General features: G+C 61.7%; 13 protein-coding genes. 1 reads left to right on the plus strand and 12 read right to left on the minus strand.

Features of this window, described 5'->3' with window-relative positions; translation table 11 throughout:
• Entirely contained in the window at positions 1 to 1068 is a 1068-nt protein-coding gene (locus AC1ROT_RS06930) for a glycosyltransferase (protein WP_492997970.1), read from the minus strand.
• Positions 1069 to 1272: 204 nt separating this feature from the next.
• Here AC1ROT_RS06930 and AC1ROT_RS06935 point away from each other — a divergent pair, with 204 nt between their 5' ends.
• Positions 1273 to 2403: a DegT/DnrJ/EryC1/StrS family aminotransferase gene (locus AC1ROT_RS06935; RefSeq protein ID WP_492969391.1), complete on the plus strand. Its 1131-nt coding sequence runs from the start codon at positions 1273 to 1275 to the stop codon at positions 2401 to 2403.
• Between the two features lie 4 nt (positions 2404 to 2407).
• Here the strand turns inward: AC1ROT_RS06935 and AC1ROT_RS06940 are convergent, their stop codons facing one another.
• Genes AC1ROT_RS06940 through AC1ROT_RS06990 form a run of 11 tightly spaced genes read right to left on the minus strand, consistent with a single transcriptional unit; the run spans position 2408 to position 13651 of the window.
• Complete coding sequence (locus AC1ROT_RS06940; protein ID WP_492969390.1) at positions 2408 to 3649, minus strand: glycosyltransferase; 1242 nt, start codon at positions 3647 to 3649, stop codon at positions 2408 to 2410.
• On the minus strand, positions 3646 to 4734 hold the full coding sequence (gene wecB / locus AC1ROT_RS06945) for a non-hydrolyzing UDP-N-acetylglucosamine 2-epimerase (protein ID WP_492969389.1): 1089 nt from the start codon (positions 4732 to 4734) through the stop codon (positions 3646 to 3648). Before wecB ends, AC1ROT_RS06940 begins: the two co-directional genes overlap by 4 nt.
• A gap of 16 nt (positions 4735 to 4750) precedes the next feature.
• Positions 4751 to 5431, minus strand: a complete 681-nt coding sequence (locus AC1ROT_RS06950) for a PIG-L deacetylase family protein (RefSeq protein ID WP_492997972.1) — start codon at positions 5429 to 5431, stop codon at positions 4751 to 4753.
• Positions 5428 to 5901: a GNAT family N-acetyltransferase gene (locus AC1ROT_RS06955; RefSeq protein WP_492997974.1), complete on the minus strand. Its 474-nt coding sequence runs from the start codon at positions 5899 to 5901 to the stop codon at positions 5428 to 5430. Before AC1ROT_RS06955 ends, AC1ROT_RS06950 begins: the two co-directional genes overlap by 4 nt.
• The gene (locus tag AC1ROT_RS06960) at positions 5898 to 7190 is read right to left on the minus strand and encodes an aminotransferase class III-fold pyridoxal phosphate-dependent enzyme (protein ID WP_492997975.1); all 1293 of its coding nucleotides are present in this window, start codon (positions 7188 to 7190) and stop codon (positions 5898 to 5900) included. Before AC1ROT_RS06960 ends, AC1ROT_RS06955 begins: the two co-directional genes overlap by 4 nt.
• A 15-nt stretch (positions 7191 to 7205) precedes the next feature.
• A complete protein-coding gene (locus tag AC1ROT_RS06965) occupies positions 7206 to 7895 on the minus strand; it encodes a cytidylyltransferase domain-containing protein (protein WP_492997977.1) in 690 nt (229 codons plus the stop codon).
• Positions 7896 to 7900: 5 nt separating this feature from the next.
• Positions 7901 to 9178: an MBL fold metallo-hydrolase gene (locus AC1ROT_RS06970; protein WP_492997978.1), complete on the minus strand. Its 1278-nt coding sequence runs from the start codon at positions 9176 to 9178 to the stop codon at positions 7901 to 7903.
• A gap of 6 nt (positions 9179 to 9184) precedes the next feature.
• Complete coding sequence (locus AC1ROT_RS06975; protein WP_492997979.1) at positions 9185 to 10039, minus strand: hypothetical protein; 855 nt, start codon at positions 10037 to 10039, stop codon at positions 9185 to 9187.
• A complete protein-coding gene (locus tag AC1ROT_RS06980; RefSeq protein ID WP_492997980.1) occupies positions 10039 to 11121 on the minus strand; it encodes an ATP-grasp domain-containing protein in 1083 nt (360 codons plus the stop codon). The genes AC1ROT_RS06975 and AC1ROT_RS06980 overlap by 1 nt, the downstream gene beginning before the upstream one ends.
• A 14-nt stretch (positions 11122 to 11135) precedes the next feature.
• Positions 11136 to 12098, minus strand: coding sequence for a phytanoyl-CoA dioxygenase family protein (locus AC1ROT_RS06985; protein ID WP_492997982.1), 963 nt, complete (start codon positions 12096 to 12098; stop codon positions 11136 to 11138).
• On the minus strand, positions 12098 to 13651 hold the full coding sequence (locus AC1ROT_RS06990; RefSeq protein WP_492997983.1) for a 2-isopropylmalate synthase: 1554 nt from the start codon (positions 13649 to 13651) through the stop codon (positions 12098 to 12100). Before AC1ROT_RS06990 ends, AC1ROT_RS06985 begins: the two co-directional genes overlap by 1 nt.
• Position 13652 lies beyond the last annotated feature (1 nt).

Here is a 13652-nt window from a genome sequence, read left to right on the forward strand (position 1 = left end):
TCAATCTCCCTGCATGACCCGATCGAGAAGCGTGGCAAACTGCACGGCGACGGCGTCGGAGCCATAGGCCGGCGGCAGCAGACTGTCTCTCAGGCCGATTGCGGTGCGCGCCGCTGCGCCCGCCATTGCCGCTGCGAAGGCGGCGTCGAAGCCCGCGACCGTCACTGCACCCGCCGGTGCAACTGCGGCAATCTCGGCAATGCCGCCGGACTCCGGCGTTGCGATCACCGGCGTGCCGCAGGCCAGAGCCTCCAGCGCCACATTCGGCATGCCTTCCCAGCGGGACGGCAGCAATACGGCATCGGCACCGGCAAACCAGGCCGGACTGTCGGTCACAAACCCGGGCAGGTCGAGCGCGACACCATGCTGCTGCGCCAGCGCCTGAAGCGCGGCGCGCTGCGGTCCGTCGCCAAGAATGGTGAGATGGGCATCGGGCAGGTCGCCCAGCAGCGGGATGAGGCGATCGAAGCCTTTCTGCACCACCAGCCGGCCGGCCGCAACGAAGCACTGTCCCGGGCCGGAACGGCGTTGCGGCGTCGCGGCGAGCTGCCGCAGACCGGCGACATCGACAGGATTGGGCAGAATCTCGAGGCGCGCTTCCGGTGTGCCAAGGGCCGCCAGCTCACCGGCCATGCGCCGGGACGTTGCCAGAACGCGATCAGCGCGTGGATAGAGCCACCGGTAGGCCTGCCTGGTCATCCACGGCGATGGCGCCTGCGGCAGGGCCAGGCTGGGCAGATTGGCTTCGCGCAGCACCAGACGGCCGGGCCAGAGCGACCGGGTCGCCGCCAGCGCCAGGTTGACGTAGCCAAGGCTGGAGAAGGTCACATCCGGTTGCAGCCGCCGCAGGGCCGCGAGCAAGGCCGGCATGGCCTGCCGCAGACGCGGGCGCTGCAAATCCAGCACCGGCAGGTCAGCCGGCAGCAGGGCCGCCAGCGGGCCGGCGCCATGCAGCAGAACCAGCTGCGGCCGATAACGGGAGAGATCGAGACTCCGCAACAGCGTGATGGTGACGCGCTCGGCACCGCCGCCCGCAAGGCTGGGCAGAACTGCAACGACCCTCATCATCGACGGCAACTTTGCTCAGCCATGCAGCCGGCAGTCTCGCAAACTTCCACCAAACACACCACGGCTCATAGCTGCTGCGCTTGCTATTGACGCTCTCTGCGCATCATCGATAATGGCTGACCTTTTGATCCGGCAGTTCTGATTGACAGCGTATTTCCTGCCTTCCGCGGCGCTTTCAAGACCCTGCTTCGCAACGAGTGAGCCATGTCGTCCCCTGAAGCCATTCCCTTCGTCGACCTGAAAGCGCAATACGAAAAACTGAAGCCGCTGGTCGATGCCCGTGTGGCGCAGGTCCTGGCTCATGGCAACTACATTCTGGGTCCGGAAGTTGCGGAGCTGGAGCAGGCCCTGGCGGCCTTTTGCGGCGCTCGTCATGTCATCGGCGTCGCCAACGGCACCGATGCCCTGCAGATGGTGCTTATGGCCAAGGGCGTCGGTCCGGGCGATGCGGTCTTCATGCCAGCCTTCACGTTTACCGCGACCGCCGAAGTCGTGCTGCTGCTGGGCGCCACGCCGGTTTTCGTCGATGTCGACCCGCGCCACTTCAATATCGATACAGACTCGGTGGAAGCCGCGCTGAAAACTGTCCGACAGGCCGGCAACCTGCGCCCGCGTGCGATCATCGCCGTCGACCTGTTCGGCCTACCGGCCAATTATCCCGCGCTCAATGCGCTCGCCGAACGCGAAGGCATGTTTGTGCTGTCCGATGCGGCACAGAGCTTTGGCGCGATGCAGAACAACCGTCATGTCGGCACCCTGGCGCCAGTGACCACGACCAGCTTCTTTCCGGCCAAGCCGCTGGGCTGCTACGGCGATGGCGGCGCCATCATGACCGACGATGACAGCCTGGCCCATATCCTGCGCTCGATCCGCGCACATGGGAAAGGCGATGACAAATACGATATCGTGCGGGTTGGCGTGAATGGCCGCCTGGATACCCTGCAGGCCGCCATCCTGCTGGCCAAGCTGCCGAGTTTTGCCGATGAACTGGTGGCGCGCGAGGCGCTGGCCACGCGATACGATGCGGGTCTTGCCAGCGTGGTGACGACGCCCCGGCGCCTGGACGGGCATCGCAGCGCCTGGGCGCAGTATTCGATCCTGACACCCGAGCGCGACGCGCTGGCTACGAAGCTGAAGGCAGCCGGCATTCCGACCGCGGTCTATTATCCCCGCCCGATGCATCTGCAGCCTGCCTATGAGACCTTTGGCGCCGGTGCCGGGTCGCTGCCGGTCAGTGAGCAGCTGAGCCGCGACATTCTCAGCCTGCCCTTCCACCCATTCATGCCGGATGCCGTGGCAGACCGGATCATCGCGGCTGTCCGCCTCGCGGCCTGACGGATCAGGACTGACGACCGGCGGCAACGCCGCGAATGATATCCATTTCGGCATCGATCCGCTGACGCCAGCCGGGAATGAATGCGGCAGCCGCATTGGCCGTCGCTGCTGCGCGCTGACGACGCTCGTCCGGATTGGCATGCAACCGGGTGATCGCGGCACTCAGGCCGGCGCTGTCGGCTGCCGATGCAATGCGCAGGGCCGTATTGTCCGGCATGTAAAGTTCGGTCAGGACATCCACGCCGGTTTCCGGCTGGGCGGCCGGAAACACCATGCACAGACCCAGCCGCATGGCTTCCAGATTGGCGACACTGAGATTGCCGAAGCGATTCATCGACACATAGATGTCGATCTCGCGCAGCAGTTTCAGCACCACAGGATGTGGAACGCGGGAAACAAAGGTCACGCAGTCGGCTGCGCCGGCCGCCTGCGCAACGGCGCGAAGATCGGCTTCACGGCTGCCGGCGCCGATAAAAACCGCGTGCAGGCCCGGCGCTTTTTTCCAGGCATCAAGAAAGCCGGCGAGAAACTCATCGCAGCCCTTGCTCCATTCGAGCTTGCCAAGAAACCCTACGGTGGTTGCCCCATCCGGCTTGCGGAACGGCAGATCCGAACTGCCCGTGTCGGCTGGCGGCAGATCGACGCCATTGACCAGCGCATGGCGCGGCACCGCCGGATGCAACGCCGTTTCGAGCCAGGTTTCGATGCCGCTGGAATCCTGTGTGCAGATCACGGCGGCATAGGGCGCGCGATAGCACCAGCGCAACAGCACGGCAGCCGGCCGCCGTGCCACCAGGGCTTCGCGCATGGCCGGATAGACGCCCATGACGCGGAACACAACCGGTGCCGTCGCCCAGCGCGCCAGCACACCGGCAATCCAGGCATTGCCGTGGTCGATATAGATCAGGTCGGGCCGGAACTGACGCACTTCACGCAGAATCAGCCAGGCCTGGCGCACCTCGGTCAGGATGCGTCCCAGGCGACCGAGCCAGGCCGGATAACGTTCCGCGCCGGCCAGCACCCGGCCTTCGGCCGGCAGGCCGGCACAGGCCAGATCGGTATCGTCCCGGCGCTGCCAGCTGCCATGCCCGGGCTTGCGGGCAAGGATCAGGCGCAGCGGCTTTGCCGTCCGCGCCAGTTCCTCGATGATCTTGAAAATGGTGGGAACGCCGGATGGCGCCCAGACCCCGCGACTGAGGCTGGTCTCCAGGCCGCTGAACAGCCGGGCGACATAGAGCACTTTCATCGGGCTTGTTTCAGCACGGCCAGAATTTCGCCGGCAGCATCGCCGCGACCGAATAGCGGCGGCGGGGACGCCGCAGGCCGCTCGGCCGCCGCCTGCAGGATGCTGTCTGCCACCAGAGCCTCGTCACCCTTGGGCATCAGGCGATTCCAGCCTGCCGCGACGGTTTCGACCCATTCGGTTTCATCGCGCAGCGTGATGCAGGGCGTTGCACCGAAGAAGGCTTCTTTCTGCAAGCCGCCGCTATCCGTCGCCACCGCCGCAGCGGCACTGACCAGGCCGATGGTTTCGGCATAGGGCAGCGGGTCGGTGATCCGGATACCCGGACCGGGGCGGATATCGAGACGGGCAATGGCCTGGCGTGTGCGCGGATGGAGCGGCAGCAGCACCGGCATGGTTTGAGCAACACGGCTCAATGCCGCGAACAGGAAGGCCAGCCGCGCCGGATCGTCGGTATTCTCGGCGCGGTGCAGCGTGACCAGAATGAAAGGTCGCCCGGACAAACCGTGCTTTGCCGTTGCCGCCTGCGCATCCGCGTGGTCGCGATAGTAGAGGAAGCTGTCATACATGACATCGCCGCAGACATGCACGCCCTGATCGCGGCCTTCGCGCCGCAGCTGGTCTGCCGCACCCTGCGACGGGCAGAACAGCAGATCGGACAGGCGATCGGTCACGACGCGATTGATCTCTTCCGGCATGGCCCGGCGGAAGCTGCGCAGACCCGCCTCGACATGGGCCAGCGCAATACCGGCCTTGGCGGCAACCAGTGCCGCCGCCAGGGTGGAGTTGGTGTCGCCATAAACCAGAATCAGGTCCGGCGCCAGATCGGGCAGAGCCGCCTCCAGGCTGGCCATGATAGCACCGGTCTGCGCGCCATGAGAGCCGCTGCCGACATCCAGATTCAAAGCCGGTGCCGGAATGCCCAGATCGCGGAAAAAACTGCCGGACATCGCATCGTCGTAATGCTGGCCGGTATGGATGATGGTTTCCCGCAATCCCCCCATATCAGCAGCACGCAGGCGGCGCGAGAGGGTTGCGGCCTTGACGAATTGCGGCCGCGCGCCGACCACGGTAACGATATGTGTCATTGCTCCCGCCACAGAATCAGGCCAGACGACGCAGGGTGATAAAGGCCTCGGCGGCCGGCAGGCCAGCCTGGGCACCGCGGAAACGGGCCTGGGCGCGGATGGCATCCAGCGAACGGGCATGCGGCCAGTCGCGCAACTCGCCCGCATAGCAGCCCATGGCGGCCAGCTTGCGGTCTAGTGTCGCACCGATATCGAGATACTCGGTCGGCATGAAGGGGGCGGCGTTGGGGCCAGCCCAGTCGGTCGCCGAGTTCACCTCCCCGGCCAGCAGAGTCCGCGTGACGGCACCGGGCAACGGCCGGCAGGCTGTCAGTACGGCGGCCTGGGTGATGCGATGATCGACATTGAGATCGCCGGCATGGTGTGTATAGATCTGCTCGGCCGCAAAGCCGGCAAGGAAGGCTTCCACACGCTGCGCCACATCCAGCAGCGGCACGGAATCCATGCGGTTGTCGGGGAAGTCGGCAAACTCGATGCCGGCGCCCAGGATAGCGGCGGCCCGATGCCCGTGATCCTGCAGCGCGGCCAGCGCATCGGCCGCAGCAGGGCCGCGCGATGCCAGGCCGGTGGCGAGGATCAGAATCCGCACCTCGGCTCCTTCATCGGCATGCCGCGCAATGGCGCCGCCAAAGCCCAACACTTCGTCATCCGGATGCGCCGCGATCACCGCTACGCGGCGGGGCCTGCCCTGGGTCATGGTCTGTCTCCGCCTTGCGGTGTGAATTCGTAAAGCATGTATGTATCGTCGCCACCAGCCGGCGCGAAACTCAGATGCCGGAACAGACGGTGGGACGGCTGGTTATCCGCCATCACCTCGGCATGGACCGGTTGCCCCGGCCAGCGGGCTGCAGCCTGTTGCAGGGCCAGCCGAAGCGCGGCCGAGGCCAGACCGTTGCGACGGGCCGCCGCCACGACATAGATATCAACCAATCGTCGACCGCTGGGCGTATTGCCCAGGCGCACCTGGCCCACGGCCACGCCATCCTGTTCGACGATCCACAGTCCGGAAGCCGGATCCTGAAGCTGGCGCGTCAGCCAAGCAACATGGATGTCCCACGGAATGGCGGCCGTCGTATGCCGCTTGCCGGCCAGCGAGTCGGGCCTGTTGACCCAGTCGAACAGCTGCGCGGCATCGGCACTGCCGGCAGGCCGGAGCCGAATTGTCATCGCACCGAGAAGCCGGGGGCGACCAGTTCGCCGCGCAGGAACTGCCGCGGGTCGCTGCTGGCCAGGGCCGCGCGCAGCGTCTCGCCCGCAGCAGCAAAGGCCGTCATCGTTTCGGCTTCCACCGCCGGCGTATCCTGGGCCAGGCAGAGATTGAAACTCGACGCCAGCAATATGCCGCGCTCGGCGAGTTCCTGACGTAGTAAGCCGCCGAGCAGGCCGGCATCGACCGCGCCTTCCGGATGCAGCGCCAGTCGCGGCCACCAGCCTTCGCCTTCGAACCGGATCTGGTTGCCCAGGCCATAGCGGTCCATCAGCGCGTTGACACCAGTGATCAACCGCTCACCCAGGCGCCAAAGCCGCGTCGGTCCATCGGTGGCTTCCAGCTTGTCGATCGTGGCAATGGCCGCCGCCAGCGACAACGCCTCGCCGCCGAATGTCGTGGAGAAGAAAATCCGGTCCAGGCCCCGCATGATATCGGCCCGGCCGACCAGCGCCGACAGCGGCAGTCCGTTTGCCATCGCCTTGCCGAAACATGACAGGTCCGGCGTGACGCCGTAATAGGCCTGGGCGCCGCCCATGGCGATCCGGAAGCCGGTGATGATCTCATCGAAGACCAAGATCACGCCATACTGTTCGGTCAAGGCCCGGACCTTCTGCAGGAAACCGGGCAGCGGCGGCGTCTTGCTCGAAGGCTCCAGGATAAGCGCGGCAATCCTGTCGCCGCGCTTGCGCAGCAGGTCTTCCAGAGCATCCGCATCGTTGAACGGCAGTGCATGCGAGAGCGCCTTGATGGCGGCCGGCACGCCGGCATCGCGCGCTGTGGTGCCGATATACCAGTCATGCCAGCCATGATAGCCCATCATGGCAACTTCCTCGCGGCCGGTATGAGCGCGGGCCAGCCGGATCGCCGCCGTGGTGACATCGGAACCGTTCTTGCCGAAACGCACCATATCGGCGCCCGGAATCAGCCGGACCAGCCGTTCCGACAGCTCGGCTTCCAGCGGCGTGGCCAGCGAGAAGGATGCCCCGCGCTCCACCTGCCCGATCACGGCCTGATTGACCGTTTCATCCGCATAGCCAATGACGACCGGCAGCAGACCGAGAATGTAGTCGACGAAAACATTGCCATCCACATCAGTGACATGGGCGCCCTTGCCCGACTGCAGGAACAACGGGCCCGCGCCTTTCACCAGCGAGATCGAGGCTTTCGAGAGAGTCTGTGTGCCCATCGGAATGGTGCGGGTCGCGCGTTCGTATAACGCCAGCGACTTTTCGTAATTACGGGGCATGATTACCTCGGTGCCTCAGGAGAATTCATCATTGCGTCTGGCCGCCTCGCGCCAGGAAAATCCTTGCGGCAGGCCGGCGAAAAAACGGCGCACGCGATCCAGGTCTTCCTGGCGATCGACCGTCCAGCGCATGGCCGACTGGTCGCTGTCGTTCAGGATATGACCGAGCGAGAACTGGCCACAACCCAGTTCCGGCTTGCTGCAGCGGATATACGTAGTCACATGCTCGCGCAGGAAGGGATGACTGGCTTCGCGACCGGCCCGCTCCAGTGCGGCCCGACTCATCACTTCCACATCGAGGCCATCTGGATAGGTCCGCTGCACTGCATTGGAGACGTGATCGTAGCCACCTTTGGCAAAAAGCTGTAGCGCCTGTTCGATCACGGCGGGATCATGCATGGGACAATCAGCCGTCAGCCGCACCACGATATCGGCGGAGAAAGCCGCCGCCGCGGCAACATAGCGGCCCAGCACATCCTGCTCATCGCCGCGGAAGCACCGGATTCCCATATCGCGGCACAGGCTTTCGATGGCATCGTCCGGCGGCAACACGGTTGCCGCAACAGCAATCTCGGTCAGACCCTGTGTCGGCCGGATGCGTTCGATCATGACCTGCAGGCTGGGCCTGCCGCCAATATCAGCCAGCACCTTGCCGGGCAGCCGGGTCGACGTCATTCGCGCCTGGATGATGGCAACAGCTCTCATCGGCATCATACCTGCAGATACGACATCAGAATGTGCAGGTCGGGATTGAATATATTGGGCTTGCGATAAAAGCTTACATACTGCGTCTTAACGTTCGACCAGTTGTAATGCCCGGTCAGGACACCGATCAGAAGGCTGTAGGGGATACGGAATATCTCGTAGACCTCGTCGACGATATCCACTTCCCGCATCATGGTTACTGTCTCGTTAGACAGCGGAAAGCGGTACAACTGGTCGGCTCCGACATCAAGATAGAATACACCGCCTGAAACATAGTTTCGGCGATCCTGATACATCTTCTGGCGCTGCCTGGCTCGCTGGAGCAGTCTGACCAGGTTGATGCGCTCGCTCGGGGCAATCCAGAAACGCCCGCCTTCATCGAACATGCTCGGCTTTGTCGCGATATCCTCGATATAATCTAGATGATCGGCATAGAGCATCTCCTGGTAAGTACCGCCATACTGCCCAGTATCGAAGTCATAGCTGCACCCCTGCGACAACAGAAGCGGAACGAAGTCGACCCGCTTTTTTGCGTAGGCAACAGCGTCCGCGCAGGTGCCCACACCAAAATAAGGAAAAAGCCGGGCGCGCGCTCCGCCATACAACGCCCCGGCTGCAAAAGGGAACAGTTGCTTTGGCTTCAAAGTTTCCGCAAATCGGGTCATGACCTCATAGTTGCGCAACTTCTTGCGTTCCGCTTCTGCAGCCCGCTCGCCTTCTTCGAGGTTTTCATAGAAGGCCGGATATGGTCCCTGGAAACTGAAGGGCACACAGGCCAGATCGATCGGTGAGAATCTTTTTGCCAGATCCTCGCACTGCTTCTGGTCGAAGGGATTGTCATTGAGATTGGCGACCGTCACACCGTCAATGCGGGCGACCAGCAAGGAATCGACTTCCGGATATGCGCCATTTGGCTCAATCCAGCACCAGTCGTCACCGTTCAACGCTGCGCCCTTCACGCCATCGACCACGCGCACATCGGTAAATCCAAGTGCCCGGACATTCTTCTCGGTAAAGTTCTGCAGGTAATTCGCCACCAGAACCGGCGTGTCCGACGGGAACAAAGCCAACGTAATCGGATCAAAATGATCTTCGTGCGTATGGCTTATATAGATAAAATCCGGCGTCAGCGCCTTCACCTGTTCCGGCGTCAGCGGCAATTCCGGAAACGTGTAGAGCCCGCTGGTCGATTTCCGGTCAAATGTTACCCAGGGATCGCACAGCACGCGACTGTCGCGGCCCTCAAGGAGGATCATGGCATTGGCGAAATAGGTAATCTTCATACCCGTCTATTCCTTGCTCGGAGCCTGCCCCACGACACGGGCCGGGATTCCGACGAGGGTGGAGGCCGAATGGCACTCCATATCCAGAACAACCGCATTCGCTCCGATTCTCGTGCGGTCGCCGATGCGGCAGCGTCCCAGAACATGGGAGCCCGCATACTGATAAACATAATCTCCGACCAGCGGCCCCTCGCCAGAGTCGTTCGTTCCTATCGTGCAGCCATGATAGATCGTGAAGAACGATCCGATGCGCGCGCGGCGCGTGAAAACAATCGTTCCGTAATGGGCAAACAGCAGGCCCGGGCCGATCGGCGTGCCCAGCGGCAACTGGATCGATGTCACCAGACAGGCCAGGTGATGAAACAGATAGAACAGCCAGTAGATCGGCAGGCGCCAGCCGCCCTGACTGCTCCAGTTGCCGATACGGAAGGTGATGTTGACCAGAATCTGCGGTTTCAGTAGCAGGAAACGCGGCCAAATATCGTTCTTGGATACGGCAATATCTATCTTCAGCGCCTGCAGTTCATCAAGCGGGCTGCCATCCTCCGGCAGGAACAGTTCGTATATATAAAATGTGCGGCCCTGAAATCCCCGATGCCGCAATTCGTCCACCACTTCAATATGGGCGCTGGTGCAGATCACCACCACGTCGATTGTCGAGAGATCGGCCTGTTTCGCATCCTCTACGAGGCAGGACCCGATAGTCTGTCCGGTCGTCGCCGAATTACCATCGACGGCCAGGACAATCCTCTCGGCCGGCAACCAATACCGCATAGCCGTACGGCCCAGCCCGCCGGCACCCCATATTGCAATACGCGAATGTGGGGCCAGTCGGTTCCGAATACGGCTACGCAGCGACATCAAAGATAGTCATGCTCGTTGCTGGCTGGGATTTCAGCCATCGTGGTGTATGGCCGCAGCACGGTTCCATTGCGAATTTGCAGCGGGCGATGCGGCAGACCGAGCAGAACCCGTAGAAGCTGGCCTGGAAAGTTTGCGCCAGCCGCCAGGGACCCTCCGACCGAACCGCTGAAGCGCGCCGCCGCATCGAAGAGAACGGCCTTGCCCTGCTGGTCCAACGCGATATCAAAATCAGCAGCCCCATCAACCATGAAAGCGGCGCAGAGCTGCCGTGCCATTTCGATGACGGCGGGATGCATGTCGACCTTATGGCCCGTGCTTGTCGGCCATAACGGATTGCGCAGCTGTCGCAGGCGGGTCGCCACATCAACAAGCTGGCCCTGCACCGCAATGCAGTCGACGTCATACACCGGTCCATCAACATGTGGAACGGCGATCAGGTTGCTAAAATCCATGGCTTCTTGCTGCATGGCCGAGAATGCGGCGTCCATATCGCCGGTGCCGCAGAAGCGGTTTGGCAACAAGGCGCGCCAGGCAACTTCCGTTGCATCTAGAATGACAACGCCTCGCGAGCCGGCGCCGCGCCGGGGCTTGAGGACAACCCGTCGCGCTGGGTATCCGAGCGCTTTGATGGCGGCTTCAGCCTCCACCCGGGACTCAACGCCGACATAAGGGCCGACATCAATCTCCTTCGATTCCGCGTGGCGAAGCAGGGCAAGCTTGTCGGTCAGACCGGCCACCGTTTCATAGCTGCTGACCGATGGCCGAATGCCGCAGGCGATCAGTCGATCCCTGTGCAGCGCTGCAGCACGCGCCTCGCCCTCAGACAGCAGCAGGATCGCATCGATGCCATACTGCCGATGAAGCGCTTCTATACGATCAATATACGCCGCATCCGAATCCTCGGCGCGTGGCACTGTGGCGAATACATCGCAGAGCAACCGTCCATGTGCGTCAGGATTGACATCGACGCCGATAATTCTGACATCAAGATCGTCCGCGTCCCTCAGACCACGGACGATGTCATAGATCAGACGCCCGCCGACACAGGTGACACAGACCGAAACGCTGCGTTTCGTCATCGCCGAATCAGGCCTTAACGCTCGTCATACGACAACAGGGAAGAACCGATTCTCTGGAACGCCCCTTCTATGCCGACATCCAGGCGCGTATGCAGCAGTCGCATCGGGCCGATGACCTTAGCGTTGGCCTGGTCGTGCAGATTGCTCTCTGTATTGCCGGCGCGCTTGCGAACCAGATAGCGCAAAGAGATGCGGGGATTCGGGCTATCGTTGAAGCCCGTGCCATGCAGGGTCATGCAATGGAAAATCGATATGGAACCCGGGCCACCGGTGACCGTCTTCATGGCGCATTCCATATGATTGCCGAGACCATCAGAATAGAACCATTGCTCCGGATTCCGCATCGACCGCCGCACCGAATGCGGATAGACCGTCATGCCAAGCTTGTGACTGCCGGTCAGGATTTTAAGAGCGGAATATCTTGGATCGACATCATCCAGATACACATAGACGGTGACAAAGTCGCTCTCCGGTCGGGTTTTGTCCTGGTGGAAATCCGTATTCAGGAAATACTGCACATCCTGATACTCGTCTCGAACGAAGGGATTCATATTCGGACGGCCAACATCCATCACATAATCCAGAAGCCATTCCGGAGTCGCCCAGACGGGCATCGAACGAATGATGGATTTTTTAAATATTTCGTAATCCTCGCCGCACAGCCTCTGCATCAGCGTAATAAAACCCGGATTCGCTTCAATAAAAGAGAGGTCAAGGGATGGATCAAGCAGAAGATTGTGCGAATCCCGGCCCGGCGCGTAGTTGCGCCACCGTCCCTGCGCACGGAACTCGGCCTCCGACGGATAAAAAATGTCCTTGCTGACAGGCCGGCGCGCATCGATCCAGGCGCGCAAAGCCGCGCAGGCTTTCGGATCGAGGATGTCACCGAGATCGGCACAACCGTTATCCGGATAGTTGGCAATATCGTAATCAATGCCGGAAGCCGTGGTTTCAATTCTCTTTTCTGCCTTTTGCATTACACGCTTTCCTTCGCATGGATTTTAGAATCAGCTTCCGTTGCACCGTCCAGGGCGACCACCAGGGCGATAAGATATCCGCGCGCAAAGGCCATGTTGGGGTCAGGCGATATACCCTGGCCGATTGCGTGCTTGCCGCCGGGACCATCCAGACGCACAGTTACCTTGGCGCTGGGCAGCCCAGTGCCGACCACGGCCTGCATGCCGACGCTGGCAAGGGTCTGTGGGTGCGGCAAGGCATCATGCAGGGCCGCGGCGATTGCCTCGAATGCGCCGGTTCCGGTATTTTCCGCTTCCCGAACAACATGATCGATCTCCACGGCGACACGGGCTTTTGCCATGCCGTCGGCCTCGACCTGGACAGACAGGTTCTTCAGCGCCGGCCGATGCGATTTCCGTTCCTTGTCATCTTCGAGCAAGGCAAGAATGTCATCGTCGTCCAGCACTTTCCGCTCATCCGCGAGGTCCTTGAAGCGGATAAAAATATCCTGCAACTGGTTCTCGCTGATGCTTACGCCCAATGCCTCGAGCCGGGCGCGAAGCGCATGCCGCCCGGAATGCTTGCCCATAACCAGAAGACTGCCGCTCGCCCCAACTTTACGCGGCTCGATAATCTCATAAGTGCCACGATTCATGAGGACGCCATGCTGATGAATGCCGGATTCATGAGCAAAAGCGTTACTGCCGACGATCGCTTTATTGGGCGGGACGGTAAATCCGGTAACACTGGAAACCAGCTGCGATGTATTGGTCAGATTTTCCGTGTGGACGCCGGTCACAACCTTCAACTCGTCACGCCGCGTGAAAATCGCCATGACAATTTCTTCCAATGAAGCATTGCCTGCCCGTTCACCGATTCCATTGACCGTGCATTCGACCTGCCGGGCGCCCGCGCGTATCGCGGCGAGAGAATTGGATGTCGCCAAGCCGAGATCGTCGTGGCAATGCACCGAGAATGTAACTTTATCCATGCCCGGAACGGTCGCGCGCAGCCGGGAAACAAGATCATAGAACTCTTCCGGGAGTATATAGCCGACCGTGTCCGCAATATTCACGGTACGAGCCCCGGCTTTTATTGCCGCCTCAAAGCAACGACAAAGAAAATCGAAATCGCTACGTGTTCCATCCTCGCAGGACCACTCCACATCATCACAGAGATTACGCGCGTGGCCCACACAGGCGCTGATCGCCGACAACACGTCGTCTGGCTTCATTTGCAGTTTGTACTGCATGTGAAGAGCACTAGTTGATATGAAAGTATGAATACGCCGCCGTTTCGCCGGCCCGAGGGCCGATGCGGCGGCATCGATATCGTCAAGGCGCGAACGAGACAGCGCGCAGACCGTGGAATTCTTGATTTCCGCGGCAATCATCTGAACGGCTTCGAAGTCGCCGCGGGAAGAAGCCGGAAAACCGGCTTCAATAATGTCGACCCCAAGAGTGTCGAGGGCACCGGCAATCGCGATCTTTTCCGGAACCGTCATAGACGCACCGGGGCATTGCTCGCCATCTCGCAGCGTGGTGTCAAAAATCAGAACTTGGTCGCCGCTCATC

The organism is Ferrovibrio sp. GW821-FHT12E11 (assembly GCF_058806975.1).